This is a genomic window from Zhongshania sp. R06B22 (assembly GCF_040892595.1).
GTDB classification, from domain to species: Bacteria; Pseudomonadota; Gammaproteobacteria; order Pseudomonadales; family Spongiibacteraceae; genus Spongiibacter; species Spongiibacter arctica.
Genome location: NZ_JBFRYB010000001.1, coordinates 731384 through 750785 on the forward strand (window position 1 = coordinate 731384; position 19402 = coordinate 750785).

The following is a 19402-nucleotide window of genomic DNA, read 5'->3' on the forward strand; positions in this document are numbered from 1 at the left end:
AAAGTCTGGAACTACGCTCACGTATTGCGTGACGATGGCGTATGCTGCGGTCTTTTTGTATGGCTGAAGGCTCCCGTCGAAAAAATTACTGTTAATATGATTGAGAAAAGTTATCTATGAGTGCGTCTGAGATCGTAAACAAAGTCTGGAACTACGCCCACGTCTTACGCGATGACGGCGTAGGTTATGGCGACTATGTAGAGCAGATAACATTTCTCATTTTCCTGAAAATGGCCGATGAACGCGAAGAGTCCGGCCAACAAGTCGCCGTTCCTGAAAAATACAGCTGGTCAAAACTGGTCAAGCTCGACGGTGATGCGCTGGAAATTCAGTACCGCCATACCCTCGAAGAGCTGGGCAAGCAAAACGGTATGTTAGGCACTATCTTCCGCAAGGCGCAAAACAAAATCCAAGACCCGGCCAAGCTCGAACGCCTGATCAAGCTCATCGAAAAAGAAGCCTGGTCAACTTTGCCGGTGGACGTTAAAGGTGAGATCTATGAAGGCCTGCTAGAGCGCAACGCTCAGGATGTAAAAGGCGGCGCCGGCCAATACTTTACCCCGCGCGCCTTAATTCAGGCCATGGTCGACGTAATGCAGCCCAAGGTAATGGACACCGTCGCCGACCCTGCAACCGGCACCGGCGGCTTTTTGTTGGCGGCTTATGATTATATGGCCCCACAAGCCACCTCAAAAAAAGAACAAAAGCATTTACGTGAAAGCGCTCTGCGCGGTAATGACATCGTCGATAGCGTCACCCGCTTATGCGCCATGAACCTCTACTTACATGGCATAGGCAGCGCCGACGGCGAATGCCCTGTTATTAGTCAGGATGCCTTAGCCAAAGAAGTGAATGAAAAAGATTTGGTGGATATCGTCTTAGCCAATCCACCCTTCGGTAAAAAAAGCTCCATTACCATTATTAGCGAAAAAACCGGTAAAGCCGAATCTGAAAAACTCACTTACGAGCGCGAGGACTTCTGGGCCACCACCTCCAACAAACAACTTAACTTCGTTCAGCATATCTATAACATGCTAAAAATCGACGGCAAAGCTGCCGTCGTTGTACCCGATAACGTCCTCTTCGAAGGCGGCGCCGGCGAAACCATCCGCAAAAATTTATTAGAGCGCACCAACCTCCACACCATTCTGCGCCTACCCACGGGTATCTTTTATGCACAGGGCGTAAAGGCGAATGTTATTTTCTTTGACAATAAACCTGCCTCAAAAAACCCCTGGACTAAAAAGCTCTGGATCTATGACTTTCGCACTAATATCCATATGACCCTAAAAACCAATCGCCTCAAAAAGACCGACTTCGAGGAATTCATCAAACTCTACAAACCCGATGACATTAGCAAACGCAAAGCTACTTGGGATGGCGCAAAAGGACAGGGCAGATGGAGAAGCTACAGCTATGAAGAAATCATAGCCAGAGACAAAACTAACCTCGATATCTTCTGGTTGAGAGATGATTCGCTAGAAGATACCGAAAACCTGCCTGCGCCTGAAGTATTGGCCGCTGAGATAGTTGAACAGTTGGCGGCAGCGCTGGAGGAGTTTCGATCTGTTGAAGAGGTGCTTTTAGGCAATGGCGATGGCTTATGAGTTGTTTTCTTCGGGAGAAATATCTAGACGTATTCTAGATATGTGTAATATGTTGGGCCGTTTCCTGACCTGGTAAAAAAGAGCAATCAGGAAGCTGACAAGCGATCGAGTATGCAACTGGCTGAACGTAATGATTGCCTGAAGCATTTCTAAGTCTACTAAGGTGGCCACGAAGGTAGATTAGAATTTGGTAAAAGTGAGAGCCCGACAGAAATATGCTTTTCTGTCTTTCCATAAGCAGGCTTTGGGCCGTGTAAATACCATTTATTTTAACGCGATCGATTGAGAAAACTATGGCACTAGCAATCATCATGATCTTGTATGTCAGCGTTGGCGTTTTGGCTGCGGTTGGTTCGATGTATCTCTCCTACCGTTTTGTGCCGGTTCGGTTCGAGGCTGCTTTGTATGGCGTGTTTCTCATTTTTATCGCTGCGTTCTATATTGCATTCACTTCCTATTTTGGCGACGAGTCGGCATGGCGTCTCGAAACAACAGCGATTGCTGCCTTTGCTATTTTGGCTTGCCTCGGCATAAAGTTTCCAATATTGCTGGTCGCCGGCTATGCACTGCATGGCGCGTGGGATCTTCTTCATGAGGTTCATCAGCACAGCGGAGCAGACGTGTTCGGCGGTAGGCAATCCACGCAGGTACCACTCGCCTATGGCGCATTCTGTGCAACCTTTGATTTGGCTGTGGCGACGTACATTGTGTATCGACGCAATGACTGGCTCGCAGCTTGGGCGTCATCGGGAACAAAGAATATTGCTGCGTAGATACTACAGGGCTGATCTTATAATCATTTCTAGCCCTCTTCCAAAACCCTTCGTTGCCTTGTTTAGATGTTGCTGCATCAAGCGCGGCCTTAAAAACATCTCATTCCCTTAACCCGCTTAAATAGTCAGCGCTTCCCGCTTATCGCCGCTAATCCCAACTGTTTTTCTGTTGCCGTCTATACTCCCTTAACACTATGTAAGTTGACACTGCACATTTTCGCTATAAAGTATCGTAGCGATTTTGTTTAGTAGAACAGCTCGCCTGCGTGCGAGCAGAGGGTATTAGCAGTGAATAGAAAAATAATAACGGTTCTTGTTGCCTTGGCCTTGGCCGGATGCGGCGGCAGCTCTAGTAGTTCTAGTGGGTCAGGAGCTGGCCCCGGAGACACGGCGGAAGACACGGCGCAGCTTAGGGTGTTGTCGAACCGGCCTGACTTGGTGTCGGCGGGTGACGTGTTGGTGGAAGTGGTTTTAGATAACGCCGCGGCGGCGGATGAGTTGGTATTGCTGCGCAATGGCAGCGATGTCACCAGTGTCTTGCAAGCGACGGCAGACAACCCGCTGCGCTTATTGGGTGTGGTTGACGGCTTGGCCGTGGGCGACAATACCCTCAGTACCAATATTGGCAATGACCTTACCGTGGTAAATCATCCCTCGGGTGGGCCGGTGTTTACAGGCCCTCATATTCAACCTTGGAACTGCCAAGATACCGCCGCCGATGAGGATTGTAATCAGCCGGTGGAGTACAAATGGTTGTATAAATCTACCAATCCGCTAAACGGTGGTTTGCAGCCCTACGACCCGGAAAGCCCGCCGGACGATGTGGCAATGACGACTACCGATACTGGCGAAACTCTGCCGTTTATTGTGCGTCAGGAAATTGGCTATCAAGCGCGGGATCAGTACACGATTTTTACTCTACAGAAGGTAGGTGAAGGTTGGACACCGCTGCAGCCTCAGTCTCAGTGGAATGGTCGTCTGTTAGTTACCCACGGCGGCAATTGCCGTGGTGATCGCGATACAGCTTCGCCGAAAACGGACGATTATTCCGGCACGATTCCAGGTAACCCGCTGATCGATCAGTCTTATATTACGGCGCTGGGCTCGGGCTGGTCGGTGTTGTCTACCGCGCAGTTGAATCTTGGCCATAATTGCAATCTCAGCTATCAGGCGGAATCGCTGATGATGGCGAAAGAGCGCTTTATAGAGCAATACGGTGAGCTTCGTTACACCGTGGGTACAGGTTGTTCCGGCGGTGCGATCACTCAAAATATGATTGCCAATGCCTACCCCGGTCTTTATCAGGGTTTGCTAACCACCTGCACCTATCCAGATGTGATGAGTACTGCTACCCAGTTTGCGGACTACCATATTTTGCTGCGCTATTTTAAAACCAATCAGAATGATCCGGCGCTTTTGGCACGCGACGGTACGCTATTTACGGTACTTCAACAGAACGAGGTCTACGGTCATCTCAATGGTATTGTGAATGCGTCAATTGCTGACTCGGCGCTGTTTGCCGAGGCGGTTGACCCCGCGTCTAGTTGTGGTGGTATCAGCGACGAAGAGCGTTTTGATCAAGACACCAATCCGGATGGCGTGCGCTGTGATGTGCTGACGTTTATGCAGAATATGATTGGTGAGCGTGAGCGCTTCCCGGCCGAGGATCAGCTGCGTGATCATTGGTCGCAAATTGAAAAAGATCTCGGCTATGGTTTTGCTGGTTTTCCACTGGGCAATGAGGGCGTGCAATATGGCCTAATTCCCCTGCAGCAAGGCATTCTCCTCCCTGATCAGTTTTTAAAGCTGAACGCCAATATTGGCGGACTTGATCCCAGCTTGAATGTGACCGCTGAGCGTTTAAAACCGGACTATCCAGCGCTGCCGAATGCTTACCGCACAGGCATTCTGAATACTGTCGTTAATATGGATACGGTGCCGATTATTAATATGACCGGGCCTGATCCTGGCGCTGCCCACGACAGTGTGCATGGCTATTGGGTGCGCTGGCGTCTTGAGCGCGAATTCGGCAACCGCGATAACTTCGTTCACTGGGGTGGCGCAACGCCTTTGATAGGAGATATTCGCTATATGAGTGAATCTCTGGTCGCCATGGCGTCTTGGTTAGATGCTATTGAGGCCGATACTAGCAATGCGCCTCTGGCGGAGAAAGTCGTTAGTAACAAGCCTGCCAGTGTGCAGGACCAGTGTAGTGGTGTACCCGGTCAAATGTGTCCAGAAGAGCTTATGCTGGTGTTTGGTACGCCGCGCACTCAGGCGGGCGCCGACAAGTATGGTGATCAGGTGCAGTGCCAGTTAAAACCGTTTAGCCGCGCTGATGATTACGGTTTAGGCAATGTCGTATGGCAGGAAGCGGACTGGCAGCTGCTAGAGCAAACTTTCGCCACCGGTGTGTGCGACTGGTCGAAACGGCCCCTAGAATGGCAGCGGACGATTACCTGGCTGAAGTATCAAGATGATAGCGGCGATGTAATTACTGGCGGTGAGCAAATGGCGCCGGCAGATTTCCCCGCTGGCTGGGCTAGCCCAGCCTTTAGTAAGACTTGGACGCCTGGTTGGCAGTAGCGGTAGTCCCTTAGTTGGAATACTAAGTCATAGAAACAGATGGGGCCCTGGTGAAAAAGCCAGCTTGGCCCCATTTTTTCACTTAGCCCGCAATGGGTGGGTGGTCGTCGTAGTCATCTGCGATGGGGTAGATTTCCGGCTCAAAGGCTTCTCTAAAGGCATTAACCTGTTCCAGCGCTTCTTCGATATCGGCCTTGTATTTGGCAATATGAAAGAGCGCGTCGCCTTCGTAAACCAGCGGTAAAAAGGTTCTGCCGATCACAATGCCGTCTTCACTGGCGAGTATTTCCACATCAGAGCTACTGTCGCCAAGGGGGTCTGAAATAATAGCGAGTACCGAGCCTTTGGCGACAAACGCGCCCAGTGGAACCAGCGCGCTTAAGGTTCCGCTGCTAGTGGCCCGCAGCCATGCCGACTGGCCGGTAATCATACTGCTGCGTTTTGGTTTTTTGCTTCGCGAGGCGGGTAGCATGCCGATATGCCGCATGACATTAAGAATGCCGCTGACGCCGGCGCGGATGGCAACTTCGTCGAAGCGCAGCGCTTCGCCGGCCTCGTAAAGTAAGACTTGGATATTATTTGCGCTGGCGATTTCTCGCAGCGAACCGTCCCGTGTTGCCGAGTGTAAAATCACCGGTGCACCAAAACTTTCGGCCATGGCGAGGGTGCTTTTATCTTTAATGTCGGCGCGAATTTGGGGTAGGTTGCTGCGGTGTCTGGCGCCGGTGTGTAAGTCGATGCCGTGGGTGCACTGCAATACCACGTCATTGAGAAAGGTGTGCGCCATGCGACCGGCCAATGAGCTTTTTGGTGAGCCCGGAAATGAGCGGTTAAGATCGCGGCCGTCGGGTAGGTAGCGGCTGTTGTTTAAAAAGCCGTGAACATTAACGATGGGAATGGCGAGCAGTGTTCCGCGTATTGAGCGCAGCGCCTTGTGTTGCAATAAGCGCCTAACGATCTCTACACCGTTTATTTCGTCGCCATGAATTGCCGCGCTAACAAATAGCGTTGGGCCTTCTCGGTGGCCGCGTATCGACTTCACCGTCATGGATAGCTCGGTGTGAGTGTAGAGCTTGGCGACCGGCAATTCGATCTGCTGGCGAGTACCGGCGAGAATCTCGACGCCGGCTATAGTTAATTTTTTCATACTGGCTTTCTCAGCCTGTTCCTCGGGTTTTGTTTTTATTTGGGGCAGCATTTTCTTCTATGAATTTTATGATTTCAGCGGCAACATTTTTCTTACTGGCGGTTTCTATACCCTCTAGACCTGGCGAAGAATTAACCTCCATGACTAAAGGCCCGCGTGAGGAACGTAAAATATCTACGCCGGCAACATTCAGTCCCATAATTTGGGCGGCTTTAACGGCCGTGGCGCGCTCAGCAGGAGTTAGGCGGGTTAACTCGGCGGTGCCGCCCCGGTGTAGATTAGAGCGAAATTCGCCACTCGCGGCGGTGCGCTGCATGGCGGCAACCACTTTTTTGCCTATCACTAGGCAGCGCACATCGGCGCCGCCAGCTTCTTTAATAAATTCCTGCACAAGGAAGTCGGCCTTTAGCTCGCGAAATGCGTCGATAACGCTTTCGGCCGCTTTGGCGGTTTCTGCCAGTACAACTCCGCGCCCCTGGGTTCCTTCCAGTAGCTTAACGACTACCGGTGCGCCGCCCACCAACTTGATCAGTTCTTTGGTGTTGTGAACGTCGTGGGCGAAACTTGATATTGGCATGCCCACGTTCTTGCGAGATAACAGTTGCAGCGCGCGGAGTTTATCCCGCGACCGGCCAAGTGCGACTGACTCGGTGAGGCTGTAAGTACCTAGCATTTCAAATTGGCGGATAACGGCCAGACCATAGGGCGTTATCGAGGCGCCAATACGGGGAATAATGGCGTCAAAATGCTCTAATTGCTCGCCCTTATACCACACGATAGGTTCGCGAGAGCTGAGTTCCATATAGCACTTTAGAGTGTCTAGGACGCGCACTTCGTGGCCTCGTTCGGTGCCCGCTTCAACTAGGCGACGGGTGGAATATAGGCGTCGATTACGTGACAGTATTGCTATTTTCATAATGAGCTCATCTTGATCTTATTGCGGATATATTGGCTGTGGCGTGCTGTGATTCGCCGAAGGCGTATTTAGTTCCCGATATTTTTTGGGGGGTTCTGGCTAACACAGTAGGACCTACTGGGATCTACCGTGTAGCGATTTCTCATTGCAGTGCGACCCACCAACATGCGGAACATCATTTCAGAGCGGCCTGCCAAGGTCATTTCTGCAGTGAATTGTTCTTCGCCGATACAAATAGTGGTTTCTATAACATAGCGCATGCTGCGGTGACCGCCAGAATCAGTGACTTGGCGGTAGTCTTTTATGCGCGCTTTGCATGACACGGTAGTGCTGTCTTCGTGCTGTAAGGGGTGGACCTTGAACGCCACCCACGGCTCGCCATCTACATCGAATTTTTCAATATTGAAAGCGTGAAGTGAGGAGCTGCGGGCACCGGTATCGATCTTTGCCTTGATACCCGTGATTCCTAGGTCAGGTAGGCTGACCCATTCGCGCCATCCCAATATTTTCTGTGCCAAGCCATACCCCTGTTAGAGACATCTCAAGCGGCAAGCATAGCGACTTAGAATGTCTGGGAATAGCGTTTAGAAATGGTATTTTTGCAGAGCAGTGCTAGCGTGAGCGGGCCGCCAGCACTGCTTATGAGGCGAGGGACTTATTTTTTGATCATGGTCTTTAGGGTCTTATCGCATTTTTCGCCATAGGGGGGCAGCATGCCACCTAGTTTTTGCAAGTTGATGCTGCTTTGTTTATATACAGCTTTGGCATGACTAAAGGTTTTGAAGCCGTCGAAGCCGTGGTAGCTGCCCATGCCGCTGGGGCCAATCCCGCCAAAGGGTAAGTCTTCGCAGCTAACGTGGAAGATTACATCGTTAATGGTCACGGCGCCGGAGACCGTGGAGTCCAGAATGTGGCGCTGTTCCGCGCTGTCTTTGCCGAAATAGTAGAGCGCCAGAGGCCGGGGATTGGCGTTAACGTAGGCGATGCAGTCATCCACAGTGGTGTAAGTTTTGACACAGATGATGGGGCCAAAGAGCTCTTCTTGCATAACCAGCATGTCATCGCTGGGGTTTATGACCAAGGTGAGCGGGAGTTTGTGAGTGCCCTTCTGCAGACTGAAATCTTCATTGGCAGGGTTTATCTCGCGAATGTCACCACCTTTCTGGCGGGCATCCTCTATGTAGCTCAGCAGGCGTCGGTAATGGCGCTCATTGACGACGGAGCTGTAGTCAGGGTTATCCAGCAGATTGGGGAATAAATTGCAGATATAGGTGCTCGCCGCGGTAGTAAATTCTTCCAATTGATCTTCTGGTACAAAAACATAGTCCGGAGATAAGCAGACCTGGCCAACATTGAGAATTTTACCGGCAAAAATGCGTTCTACGGCGTCTTGCAGGGGGTAGCTTTTGCTAATAATCACCGGCGATTTACCACCCAATTCCAGGGTGACTGGGGTTAAGTTGTCCGCTGCGGCCCTTAGAATATGACGAGCGATACTGGTTGCGCCGGTAAAAATAAGATGGTCGAAGGGCAGTGCCGAAAAGCTAGCACCGACGTCTGGTCCGCCATTGAAGACGGCGACCTCGTCGCTGGAAAAGTATTTGGCGGCAAGGGTTTCTAGGAGTGCGCCAGTTTGCGGCGTCACTTCTGAACACTTGATCATGGCGCGGTTACCGGCGGCGAGTACGCCGGCCAGTGGCGCGAATACGGTGTTGAGTGGGAAGTTCCAGGTACCAATAATCCCGATGACGCCTTTGGGTTGATACTCGACTGAGGCCTTGCCGCCCATTAAGTTCATGGGGACTGGCGCTTTACGTCGCTCAGTTTTCATCCATTTTTTAAGATGCTTTTTACTGTGTTTCAGGCACTCAATGGTTGCATAGATGTCAGACATCAGTGACTGATGGCTGCTGCGGTGGCCAAAGTCCAGTGCCAAGGTTTCGACAATCGCCTCGCGATTATCAAAAACCAGATCAACGGCGCGTGATAGCCGGTCGATACGGACTTCGGCACTGACAGCGCCCTCTTTGATGCTGAGTGCTCGCTGGCTGTCGAGAGTGGCGCGCATGGCTGAAATCACTGAGTTTTCGTTGAGGTTAGTCATTGTATTCTCCCTGTCGTACTCGTTAATGTTATTGCTGTGGTGTTAAGGGTAAGTGCTGTAGCCGTTATCGGCCAAGCCTGAAAAAACAAATAAGGAATTTGCGAATGAAAAGTCGGATGGGTATTAATTTTATGCGCAATATTGCGCTTGTCATGTGTACTTTGCTGCCGGTGTTTGCCACAGCTGCCACCTTGCCGAACGAGCCCCATGTGGTGGTTGCTGCGCGCGGTGAAGTAGAGGCTTTGCCAGATATTGCGCGCCTGCAGCTGCAGATTTCTGAAACCCGCGCTAGCGCGGTAGATGCCAAGAACACGGTGGATGAACGTACTGCCAGAGTATTGGCCGCAGTGCGCGAGCAGGGAGTGCAGGACACTGATATTCGCGCCTCGCAGATTCGCATTTATCCCGACTACGAATGGCAAGATGGCAAGCGTTTGCTGCGTGGTCAGCGAGTGGAGCGCAGTGTTGACCTGACTTTGAATGATTTGAGTCGCTACGGCGCGGTGCTTGATGGTTTGGTTCGGGCGGGAATCACTGAGTTGGGTAACGTCAGTTTTGATTTGTCCAATCGCGATGCCCTGATGGCAGAGGCTTTGCAGGCGGCGATGGCTGATGCCAATACCAAGGCGGCGGTCTTGGCAGCAGGCTTTGGACGTCGAGTTGCCGGTGTTTATCACATTGATGAGGCGACGGCGGGGCCGATTCGTCAAGAGCGCATGCTTATGATGGACGCCAAAATGAGCGCGGCGCCGATGTTGCTGGGTAAAGAAACCGTGAGCGCGACTTTGAACGTGGTGTTCTTGCTGAAGTAATGCTGAACCGGCGGTCGGCCTTGAATTGTTTAAAGGCCGTCCATAAAAAAAGCACCCATAAAATGGGTGCCAAGCGGGGGTGCTACTATGGAGACCCTTGGTGAGGGGGTTAGTCATTGACAGTGAAGTTAGACTACTCGTAATAGCGCCGCGAAAATATTCGTAATTATGCGTACGCATGTGACTTCTTGCGAAGTGGCTCATCTCAATGTTGGCTCAGCGAAAGTAAGCAGTTGCGCTGGGGTGTCACTAAAGTCGCGAGTGCTGCCGGCGGTGCGTCTGGCGACCTCGATTTGCGGTGAGCTGTAGCTAAAGCAGACGCCCAGCATCACATCGCTGTGTTCAAGGGCAGAATCGCCAGCTTGGGCGTCAATGTTATAGCGCCGGGCACTGGATACAAAGTAGCCTTTTTGCAGCGCAAATGCTGCCTCTTTGGCATCTCCACTAAAGGCCTCGTTCGCCCATTTGCTAAAACCTTTGTATAGCACCTTGCCCGCCAGGGCTGCGGGCTCTTGGATCCCCCAGTTTAGGGTTTGCCAGCTATGAATTAACTCGCCGTTGGCAAATATCTCCGCACATACGGCTTCGTCAGTGGGCTGGTCCTCGATGCAAATGTCGTATAGCCACTCTGTTTCTTTCCGGCTGGCATGACGAATAGCCATAAGTGCTAAATCTAGCAGGTGGGTGCAATTACCGCCGGTGTCGACCTGTGGAATAAGTTCTTGGATATCGTCACACAGTGCTAGGCCGATAAGCTTGCGAATAGGCTTTACAGCGCCGGGGCAGGTGTCAAAGGGGATGCGGATGACCTCGCTTTGAATGTCGGTGACGTGTGCGCCATCGTGGGTGATTGTGCAGCGAAATGCGTGATTGGTATCCTCAAGCTCGCTAAAAACGGAGTTGCCGGTGGTCGATAAACGGATACGGCGTCGATAGCGACCTTGACCGTAATTCGGGTTTTCGGGGTAGTCTGTTGCCGCTGGCATACGTGTCCTCCACAATAAGATACGATATTAGCGTCTTAGTGACTAAAGAGAGTGACCGTTGCGGTCTATTTCAGTGACGGTTTCGGTCATCTCGATATCGTTAAATAACATTACAAAGTGAGGTAGTGGCTTTCATGGCGATATTTTTAATCTATTTGATGTTGTCTTGGTGGGGCATAGGCGCATGGCTGCTATTCGATCCCGCTGCCCTAGAAGCTTATGCGGGGGTGGCAGCATTAACCCCGACTGGCCTAACAGAATTGCGGGCGATGTACGGCGGTATGGAATTAGCCATCGGTAGCGCGACTTTACTGGCTTTGTTGCGTCCCTACTGGCGCTGCCATGTTTTGTTTTTAAATGGCGTTATTCTCGGCGGTATTGCTGCTGGTCGCTTGGTGGGAGTTGCCCTGGACGGTAATATATCGGTATATACCTTAGCAGTGTTGACCTTTGAGTTGAGCGCGGTGGCGATATGCTTGCTCCTAGCTCGTGGATTGCAGCGAAGCGGAGAATAAGACAGTGGAAGAATATCAGCAGCTAATTGGGGTTATCTCCCTAACGATGGGGGTGGCATGGGCGAGTGGTCTTAATCTCTATGCTGCCATTCTGGTGTTAGGTTTTGCTGGCTCTACCGGCGGTATTGAACTTCCGGAAAATTTGCAGATTGTGCAGGACCCGGCGGTGATGTTGGCTGCAGGATTGATGTACGCGGTGGAATTTTTCGCCGACAAAATACCTGGCGTCGATACCGGTTGGGATGCCTTGCATACCTTTATCCGGATTCCGGCTGGCGCCTTGCTCGCTGCCAATACGGTCGGTGATGTTACCCCCGCACTGCAGCTTGCGGCAGGTATCGTTGGTGGCTCGGTCACATCGGTAACGCATGCGGCCAAGGCCAGTACGCGAGTGCTAATTAATACTTCTCCGGAGCCGGTTAGTAATTGGCTGGCGTCCATCTCTGAAGACGTCGCGGTTTTTGGTGGCCTATGGTTGGCGCTAAATCACCCGGTGTTGTTCTTGATCGGTTTTATTGCATTCCTATTTTTGCTTATTTGGCTATTGCCAAAACTGTGGCGGGGGATTGCGCGAATTTTTCGCAAGATTGGCCAGTGGCTGGGCTTGACGGATGAGACCCGCGAGGCAATAGAAGATCCTTCTGCGCTTAAGGGCGCGGCGCTGCACCCAGAGTCGACAGCAGCGTCATCAAGTCAGTCGCTGGTGGATGCGCTTCAGGGACTGGACACTATGCATAAGTCTGGTGCCCTGAGCGATATGGAATTTGAGCAGGCGAAAGCGTCGGTGATTGCAAAACATGAGTTGGCATAGCGGGTTATTTTGTGATTATGGTCACAAAACACCTTCCTGAAAGACGCCCTAGCGTGAAAAGGGGCGTCATCGCGAATAAACATCATGCGCTGCTGTAATAAATACGATTTAATCTGTGCGGGGCCTGCTCATACTAATATCAAATAGTGTGATCGGGCCCTCGTTAATTTACACGCTGTATCACGGAGGTGAGGCGGCGTTCAGGGGTCGAGTTGTCTAGATGATGGAACATAAAACAAATTACTCATATATAACCGCATTATTCTTAGCCGTGCTGCTTTTTGGCGGGCCGGCTCACGCTGGTTTGTTGCGAGACGTACTGACTCAAACCGGTATTCTTGCCATTGTGACACCGGTGACGACAGCGGTGGGAATTGAGCTGGACGATACGATTACGACCTTAGACGGTGTGGTTGACGGCGTCCTTGGCGGTGATGGCGCCGCAACGGACTTGAGCATGTCGGCACAGGAAAGCAGTAACTTATTGGCCATGGATGCGCCGGTTCTGTCCGTGGTGAGTAATGTTGTGGCAGTGATCTTTGCGCCTGCACCTGCGGACGATCAGCCGGCTTTAGTTCCCCTTGTTAACCTAGACCCAGTATTTGTGGTGGGACAAATTCAGACCAAAGCATATCGCTGCAGTGATGGCGATGGCGATGGTGTTTGTGATCAAGATGACCAGTGTTTAAAAACCCCGGCAGGGATCAAAGTGCTCGGCAACGGATGTTATCTCGACGGTCCCCGCGGAGTGGCGCTAGAGGGGGTTTATTTTGCCAACGACAGCCAAGAGTTGAGTGTGATGGCGCAGCAAGTTCTTCGCAATGTTGCCGAGGTGATTCGACAGTCGTCGGCGAATCTTATTGAGGTCGGCGGCTTTACCGATAATGTCGGTAACGCAGATTATAATTTGCGTTTATCGGCGGCGCGGGCAATGGCTGTCCGTGATTATTTATACAGTCTCGGCATTGAGCGATCGCGCCTGCAGGTCAAAGGCTACGGTGAAAACTCGCCAAGAGCCGAAAACACCAGCGCAGAAGGGCGTGCTAAGAATCGCCGAGTAGAATTAAAAATAGTAGAGCGCGACCAATAATAGCGAATCATGATGTGGCGCGTTCTGTCGCGTCGCAGTCTAAATGTATTAGGAGAATATGAATGGCAATTGATCTGCCTCCCGTCATGCCGCCGCAATTGGCGACCCATACTCAGATTGAGGCCGCAGCCCAGACTAATGCCGAAGCGATCACCGCAGTTGTGGCCGGCATTACAATGCGCGTTGTGGGTAATAAATATTTATCTCCGACTCAGATTACAGCGATATTAGCGGCGGCAGAAACGCCCTCTGCGGCGATCACGGCATTAACGCGACGTTATTACAATGCGGGTTATTTGCTGGTGAGTGTCAGTTACTTTCGTGTTGATGACACCGTTACCGTTTTAGTGAACCAGTCCACGGTAAAAGGGATGCGCGGCAATGCGGCGATTACAGCGCACTTCGACGGGCTTATTGGCGACCCCGATTTAAGTTTGGCCGAATTTGATCGCGCTCGCGTTCTGGCAGATTTACAGGCGCAGCGAGCTGGCCTAGCGTATAGCATTGCGTATGAGCAGCACTACGATAATCAGGTCATTCTCGATTTTCGTGAAGTGCCAGTTGAGGATGTCGACGCCACTGATGTGGTGCTGGAAATGAACAATAAGGGCAGCCGTTTTCTTGGCCGTTACTTTGGTTTGGCTGGCCTGCGGCATCGCTTTGATAGCGGCACCGAAGCGAGCTTAGCTTATAAAACTATATTCGAAGATTTGGGTGAGGCGGGTGACGGCGAAGGCTATGAACAGCTTGATATTAGTATTGAGCACCCGTTCACCTTTGGTTTGTATGGTGTAGATGCCACACGTATTCAATACCAACGTCAGCCAAGGGTAGCGACTACCGGGGGTGGTGGGCTTGGCTTTTGCTTGCCACCATTAATTGCTTGCACGCCTGCTGCCGGCGGGACGGTGGTAAATCTTGATGCTGAAATCGACATTGTCACCCTGTCTGGTGAGCAGGTGTTGTATAGCAATCCCGTTCGGCGCTGGTCGGTGTTTGAGCGTCTTGAGTATGTTAATTCCGAGATTCAATCTGACGTGCAATCCCAGCCCTTGCTAGATGAGTCATATCAAACCATCGAGTTAGGCGCTAAGTATTCAGTTCGGGGTGCACTGGCAGATGCGCCCTCTTACTTTAAAGCACAGTTATCAGTCAGGGCAGGTTTTGGTGATGGCGGTAGCTTAGAAAGTGATAGCAGCGATGGGGTTGGGGTAGGCCAGCGATCGGCAGAATTTTTCATGCTGCGCCCAAAGCTGGGCTATAAATTTGCCTTGGCCCCGCATTACGAATTAGCCGTCAATCTAGATGGTCAGTTTGCAGATGACACCCAGCTGCCGCAGCAACAGCAATATGTCTTGGGGGGTATGAACAGTCTTAGCGCGTATTTGCCGGGGGTATTGATTGGTGATAATGGCTATTTTGTGCAAACGAGCATAACCGCAAAACACCGGGTTTGGGGAATGCCCTTGGAAGCATCCCTTTTCGCCGAGTACGGTGCGACCAGCTTTAATGCCGTGTCTGGTGAATTGGCGTCGGCGCAGGCCTTGGCGGATGTCGGTGTGCGTTTGAGTGCCACACTGGCTTATGGCTTTGAAACCGAGTTCGTGGCGGCGACGCCACTGCTGGATGATGTGGTCGATAAAGCGCGTCTTGATGCTTTAGAAGCTGATTTTTTTTGGCGCTTACGCTGGACCTTCTAAGCCGCTCTTAGCTTATCAAGGCCGTTACTGATATTTATGTAAACGTATTTATTTTCAAACCGTGGTCTAATGGTCTCTGCTGTATGGCGCTTAAATAGCGCCGCCGAGCAGGGTGTCATTAGGCTATCGCGCCGACGATGTGTTCAATTCATTATTTCCTTTCCGTGCAGAGCCTCACTAATACACGGCGGCCAAGCTCGGTGCTGGCTGTGCAGTTTGAACACTGCTGCCGTTGTTGTTCATGGATCGCCTCTCAATGAGTCTATGCCTGTGAGCGAATCACAGATGTTGGTTTTAGTGGATAGGCAGATGCGATCTAACATTGAAATTTTGTCTTTCTAATAATATTAATATGGAAACTTTATGACACCCTCTCTGCCGCCGATGCGACTAATAATTTCCTTGGCGCTTATTTTTGCGCTATCGCCATTGGCTATCGATATGTACCTGCCGACGATCCCCGCGATAGCGGGAGAATTGGCGGTGCCTGTGCAAGACGTCGCAATCACGGTCAGTTTGTATATTTTGGGCTTAAGCTTCGGTCAGTTCTTTGGTGGCCCAATCAGCGACTATATTGGGCGGCGGCCGGTGCTGTTCATTGGTCTGGTTATTTTTGCGCTGGCGAGTTTGCTGATAGCGTATACAGATTCCCTTGAGGTGTTTTGGGTCGCACGCTTTGTGCAGGCTTTAGGGGGTGGTTTTGCTGCCGTAGTGGTACCGGCGATTATTCGCGATCATACCGAAGGTCAGGCTACCGCCAAGCTATTCTCACAAATCATGCTGATTACTATTATCGCGCCGGCCATCGCCCCAAGCATAGGTACATTTCTATACAGCGTGAGCGGCTGGCGTATGATATTTGTAGTGCTGGCAGCGTACGCGGCGTTGGTGTGCCTTATGGGCGCCATTTTTATACGCGGCGCGCCTAAGTTATCAGCGGTGGATGATACGCTGGCTAAAGATGGCTTGTTGACGCGCTACCGCTTTGTTTTGAGTAATACGACGGCGATGCGCTACTTATTTTCTCAGGCTTTAGCTTTCAGCGTTATGGTGACCTTTTTAGCGAATGCGGCGCTGGTATATATTCACCAATATGGTGCCACTGAAACCCAATTTGCGATGTTGTTCGCTGCCAATGTGGTGACATTGGGTGTCGCAAACAGGATCAACAATTATTTATTAAATACCATTCCGGCGCCGCGAATTTTGCCTAAGGCGATGATGTTGCAATGCGCGGGCACGGCGGGATTATTATTGATCAGCGACTTTACGCCCGCCTTGTGGGTAGTTGTGCCGTTGATCATGCTGAGTATTGGTGCTCTCGGCGGTGTGATGGGTAACTCGCAGGCTAGTGCACTGCAATTTTTCCCCAAACACAGTGGTATTGCGTCGGCCTTGCTCGGCAGTGCGCAGTATCTCATTGGTGGGCTTATCAGCGGTGTGTCTACTTTATTTTTAAGTGACAAAATGTGGCCAATGACAGTTACGATGTTTGTCGCCGCCGCTGCCGCATGGTGGATCGTGCCAAAACCTAGCGCTAGTAAGGTGTCAGTGTAAATTCCTTGAGCAATAGGGATTATTTGTGAGCACAGCTAAGCTAATCGTGAGCGACAGCAAAGATGCTTGCTACCACAGGGAGATTCAAACGAGTGAAAATCATTTTATTCGTCCTGCTTACTGTTTTACTCGGACTGGCCGGCTGCGGCCATAGTAGTTCTGGCGGCTTGCCAGATGACCCGCTCGCCGGTGGCGAGTTTATATCAGCGGTGACTGGCCTAGAGGTGAGCTTTGCTGAGCAGAGCGGCCGCTTGAGTGTTCCCAGCGACGCCGTTAGCGAAGACACGCCATACAGCATATCTGTCTCTGAAAGCACGGGCTTTCCTAATGCGGATAAACTCGCTTCCTTGGTGTTTGAGTTTTCTCCAAGCGATTTAAGGTTTTCTAAACTGGCAACCATAACCCTGCCTATTTCAGGCGCGATTGCGGCCAGCGATTCATTTTATATAGCTAAGTTGGTCGGTCAGCAGTGGCAGGCTAATGCATCTTCTTCGCGTGTCGGCCGCGCAGTAAGCGCATCAATAAGTGAATTTGGTCAGTATGCGGTTTTGCGCCGTGAATCGCGCGTGGCAGATAAAACCATTGGTCCTGAATGTGTCGCGAATAAGGTAGAGCAATCGGTGCGATTTATTCATGTCGCCGATTTACACTCCCGTTTTGGCTATCGGGAGCAGCTTTACAGTCGACTTAAAGCGGCGCATCTCCAAGCCGCAGGGGAAGAGCCCTATACCGTATTTACCAATGGCGGCGATGATTTTGAAAAGGGCACCGTTGCTGAGCTGCTCTCTTCGGGTTCGGCCACTATTGCCGCGACTAGGGCGATGGGCTTTGACGTCCGTGTGGTGGGTAATCATGACTATGCCTGGGGGCCCGAGCAGTTGCTCGAATACTCGCAGGATGACAGCGCGGTGGTGTTGGCGAGTAATACTTGGTACACCGGCAGCAGTGGCGAATTTGCGGCAGTTGAGTTTGCGACGCTGAATGTTGGTTGTATCACGATTGGTGTGTTCGGCATGACGTCAGTGCCCTGGAATGAATTGGATGAGCCGATAGAGGCGGCGCCAATCCCCGATTTTATTGCCGACTTCTCTATGAACTGGTCTTGGCAGGCGGTAGCTCAATCTATTGTTGATCAATATCGCGGCGATGTGGACTACATGGTTATGTTGAGCCATATGGGGCGCGGGCCGGATGAAGATCTCGCCGCAAAAGTCAGTGGCGTAGACTTGGTCCTGGGTGGCCATACTCATGGCGGTGAGAATTTCGAAACACTTGATAATGGAACCCTAGTTATTCAGCCGGAGTTTTATGGCAAAGGCTATACAGACCTAAAGTTAGTATTTCGACTTAGCGATAAGGTCGTTACAGATGTCGATTACAAGACATACGCCACTGCCGATGTTTTAAGCGTCGATGCGAATACTGCGGCGACCATTGACGAGATCATGGGGCTTTATGCACCGGATGCTGAGACTGAAATAGCAGTGTCTGAAAATTATCCTGATCAACTGGGTATTGCGCGAATTGCTGCAGAAGCAGCGATGCATGTTCACGGCGTCAATGCTGCATTATTAGATCCCGCTCAGGTTACGGCGCTATGGTTGCCGGGCAGCTTGAGTCAGGAAGATTTTATCAATAGTTACCAAGTTGAACGTCAGCCTTCGAATACACCGGGATTTAATGCCATGTATGGTGTTGCGGTGAGTGGCGTGCAGTTAGAGGGAATGGCAGTAGAGCAGCCGGCGTGGTTTGCAAAATTACCGAGTCCACTCCTGGCTGGTAAAACCTATACCGTGGTGTTGCAAAAAGGCCCGGCGCTTAATTTACCCCTGTTTTTCCCGCAGACGTTTAATGAGCAGTCTAATGTCAGCGCGGCACTATTGTCTGAGAGTTGGTTTGCATTAGATCAGTATGCGCGATATCGAACGAGTCAATGCTTACATCTGGATACTGACAAGGCCCTCATTGCCTGTATTCCGAAAACGCAAACCACGGTGTGGCAGTTTGATGATTCGACGCAGCCATTTGCCGCGGATTTTGGGCCGGCGCAATTATCTTTTTATGACCCTGGTGCAAGCGGTGGCAGTGCCGCAGTGACTCGATTCCTTAGCACGACGGATGTTGGTGTTGGCGATCTTCCAGATGGCGCCTCAGGGGTTTTGGCGTTTGGTGATTACCGCCCAGATGAGGGCTTAGTGTTGCGCCACAATGGCGCCGCCAATGGGGCGTTTGCTGAACTTGGTTTGGTTTCTGACTATACGGTAGTCATGGATTTGTATTGGCCGCAGGCCAGCGACAACCGGTGGCGCGCGCTATTGCAGACCTCGTTAAATAATAGCGATGACGCCGATATTTTTGTTGAGCGGGCTATTGCCGGTGGTGTGGGGGTGGCGACATCTGATTCGGGATATTTTGGTAGCTTGCCTGCCGATAGCTGGCATCGCCTGGCCTTGGTATTTTATGCGGCGCCAAGCGGTGAAGGTGCGGGTGGCACCTTTAAGGTGTTTATTGATGGTGAGCTGGTTGGCCAAAAAACTGACGGCGATATAGGGCAGCGCTGGGCGCTAGATGAGTTCGCAATATTGTTTTCGGATAATAGCTTTGAAACGGAGCCTGGCTATCTTAATGCGCTTCTTTTTTCGGGGCGCGCACTGTCTGATGGTGAGGTCGCCGCTTTAGCCGGACCGTCGCGACAAATGGTGTTCAGCCCCGATGTGCGGACGCTAAATCAGAGTGTCTTGCGTCACTCTATGTCTTCTCCGGATGCAGCTACTTTGCATGCGCATTGAGCTTGTTGG

The 19402-nt window shown here is 51.4% G+C and carries 15 protein-coding genes; 10 read left to right on the plus strand and 5 right to left on the minus strand.

The features are described 5' to 3' along the window. Nucleotides 1-116 precede the first annotated feature (116 nt). The 3 genes from AB4875_RS03305 (at nucleotide 117) to AB4875_RS03315 (ending at nucleotide 4966) form a co-directional block, all read left to right on the plus strand. Nucleotides 117-1607, plus strand: a complete 1491-nt coding sequence (locus tag AB4875_RS03305; protein WP_368374620.1) for a type I restriction-modification system subunit M — start codon at nucleotides 117-119, stop codon at nucleotides 1605-1607. 293 nt (nucleotides 1608-1900) lie between these two features. After that, a complete protein-coding gene (locus AB4875_RS03310; protein WP_368374621.1) occupies nucleotides 1901-2380 on the plus strand; it encodes a hypothetical protein in 480 nt (159 codons plus the stop codon). A 288-nt stretch (nucleotides 2381-2668) separates the two neighbouring features. Beyond that, nucleotides 2669-4966 (plus strand): DUF6351 family protein, encoded by a 2298-nt coding sequence (locus AB4875_RS03315; protein ID WP_368374622.1) that lies wholly within the window; start codon nucleotides 2669-2671, stop codon nucleotides 4964-4966. Nucleotides 4967-5048: 82 nt separating this feature from the next. Here the strand turns inward: AB4875_RS03315 and AB4875_RS03320 are convergent, their stop codons facing one another. The 4 genes from AB4875_RS03320 to AB4875_RS03335 form a co-directional block, all read right to left on the minus strand. Beyond that, a complete protein-coding gene (locus AB4875_RS03320; RefSeq protein ID WP_368374623.1) occupies nucleotides 5049-6113 on the minus strand; it encodes a succinylglutamate desuccinylase/aspartoacylase family protein in 1065 nt (354 codons plus the stop codon). Nucleotides 6114-6123: 10 nt separating this feature from the next. Further along, nucleotides 6124-7029 carry a 30S ribosomal protein S6--L-glutamate ligase gene (gene rimK, locus AB4875_RS03325; protein ID WP_368374624.1) on the minus strand — a complete coding sequence of 302 codons (906 nt, stop codon included), beginning with the start codon at nucleotides 7027-7029 and terminating at the stop codon, nucleotides 6124-6126. A 68-nt stretch (nucleotides 7030-7097) separates the two neighbouring features. Next, entirely contained in the window at nucleotides 7098-7547 is a 450-nt protein-coding gene (locus AB4875_RS03330; RefSeq protein WP_368374625.1) for an ATP-dependent zinc protease family protein, read from the minus strand. Between the two features lie 137 nt (nucleotides 7548-7684). Beyond that, nucleotides 7685-9133: a coniferyl aldehyde dehydrogenase gene (locus AB4875_RS03335; protein WP_368374626.1), complete on the minus strand. Its 1449-nt coding sequence runs from the start codon at nucleotides 9131-9133 to the stop codon at nucleotides 7685-7687. 104 nt (nucleotides 9134-9237) lie between these two features. On the opposite strand from AB4875_RS03335, the gene AB4875_RS03340 reads away from it, so the two are divergent. Next, nucleotides 9238-9945, plus strand: coding sequence for an SIMPL domain-containing protein (locus AB4875_RS03340; RefSeq protein ID WP_368374627.1), 708 nt, complete (start codon nucleotides 9238-9240; stop codon nucleotides 9943-9945). Between the two features lie 200 nt (nucleotides 9946-10145). Here the strand turns inward: AB4875_RS03340 and AB4875_RS03345 are convergent, their stop codons facing one another. Beyond that, a complete protein-coding gene (locus AB4875_RS03345; RefSeq protein ID WP_368374628.1) occupies nucleotides 10146-10931 on the minus strand; it encodes a DUF2889 domain-containing protein in 786 nt (261 codons plus the stop codon). A 134-nt stretch (nucleotides 10932-11065) separates the two neighbouring features. Here AB4875_RS03345 and AB4875_RS03350 point away from each other — a divergent pair, with 134 nt between their 5' ends. The 6 genes from AB4875_RS03350 to AB4875_RS03375 all read left to right on the plus strand — a co-directional run bounded on the left by AB4875_RS03350 (nucleotide 11066) and on the right by AB4875_RS03375 (nucleotide 19393). Continuing rightward, nucleotides 11066-11446, plus strand: a complete 381-nt coding sequence (locus AB4875_RS03350) for a DUF4345 family protein (RefSeq protein ID WP_368374629.1) — start codon at nucleotides 11066-11068, stop codon at nucleotides 11444-11446. Between the two features lie 4 nt (nucleotides 11447-11450). After that, entirely contained in the window at nucleotides 11451-12257 is an 807-nt protein-coding gene (locus AB4875_RS03355; RefSeq protein WP_368374630.1) for a DUF4126 domain-containing protein, read from the plus strand. A gap of 220 nt (nucleotides 12258-12477) precedes the next feature. Then, complete coding sequence (locus AB4875_RS03360) at nucleotides 12478-13347, plus strand: OmpA family protein (protein ID WP_368374631.1); 870 nt, start codon at nucleotides 12478-12480, stop codon at nucleotides 13345-13347. A 62-nt stretch (nucleotides 13348-13409) separates the two neighbouring features. Beyond that, nucleotides 13410-15047 (plus strand): ShlB/FhaC/HecB family protein, encoded by a 1638-nt coding sequence (locus AB4875_RS03365; protein ID WP_368374632.1) that lies wholly within the window; start codon nucleotides 13410-13412, stop codon nucleotides 15045-15047. A 363-nt stretch (nucleotides 15048-15410) separates the two neighbouring features. After that, entirely contained in the window at nucleotides 15411-16604 is a 1194-nt protein-coding gene (locus AB4875_RS03370) for a multidrug effflux MFS transporter (protein WP_368374633.1), read from the plus strand. Between the two features lie 92 nt (nucleotides 16605-16696). Then, nucleotides 16697-19393, plus strand: a complete 2697-nt coding sequence (locus AB4875_RS03375) for a metallophosphoesterase (protein ID WP_368374634.1) — start codon at nucleotides 16697-16699, stop codon at nucleotides 19391-19393. The last annotated feature ends 9 nt before the right edge of the window (nucleotides 19394-19402 follow it).

What these genes read in the sequence shown, in the direction of transcription:
- AB4875_RS03305 (WP_368374620.1), top strand. Translation starts at nt 117, where the DNA reads ATGAGTGCGTCTGAGATCGTAAACAAAGTCTGGAACTACGCCCACGTC.
- AB4875_RS03310 (WP_368374621.1), top strand. Translation starts at nt 1,901, where the DNA reads ATGGCACTAGCAATCATCATGATCTTGTATGTCAGCGTTGGCGTTTTG.
- AB4875_RS03320 (WP_368374623.1), bottom strand. Translation starts at nt 6,113, where the DNA reads ATGAAAAAATTAACTATAGCCGGCGTCGAGATTCTCGCCGGTACTCGC.
- rimK (WP_368374624.1), bottom strand. Translation starts at nt 7,029, where the DNA reads ATGAAAATAGCAATACTGTCACGTAATCGACGCCTATATTCCACCCGT.
- AB4875_RS03335 (WP_368374626.1), bottom strand. Translation starts at nt 9,133, where the DNA reads ATGACTAACCTCAACGAAAACTCAGTGATTTCAGCCATGCGCGCCACT.
- AB4875_RS03340 (WP_368374627.1), top strand. Translation starts at nt 9,238, where the DNA reads ATGAAAAGTCGGATGGGTATTAATTTTATGCGCAATATTGCGCTTGTC.
- AB4875_RS03345 (WP_368374628.1), bottom strand. Translation starts at nt 10,931, where the DNA reads ATGCCAGCGGCAACAGACTACCCCGAAAACCCGAATTACGGTCAAGGT.
- AB4875_RS03350 (WP_368374629.1), top strand. Translation starts at nt 11,066, where the DNA reads ATGGCGATATTTTTAATCTATTTGATGTTGTCTTGGTGGGGCATAGGC.
- AB4875_RS03360 (WP_368374631.1), top strand. Translation starts at nt 12,478, where the DNA reads ATGATGGAACATAAAACAAATTACTCATATATAACCGCATTATTCTTA.
- AB4875_RS03365 (WP_368374632.1), top strand. Translation starts at nt 13,410, where the DNA reads ATGGCAATTGATCTGCCTCCCGTCATGCCGCCGCAATTGGCGACCCAT.
- AB4875_RS03370 (WP_368374633.1), top strand. Translation starts at nt 15,411, where the DNA reads ATGACACCCTCTCTGCCGCCGATGCGACTAATAATTTCCTTGGCGCTT.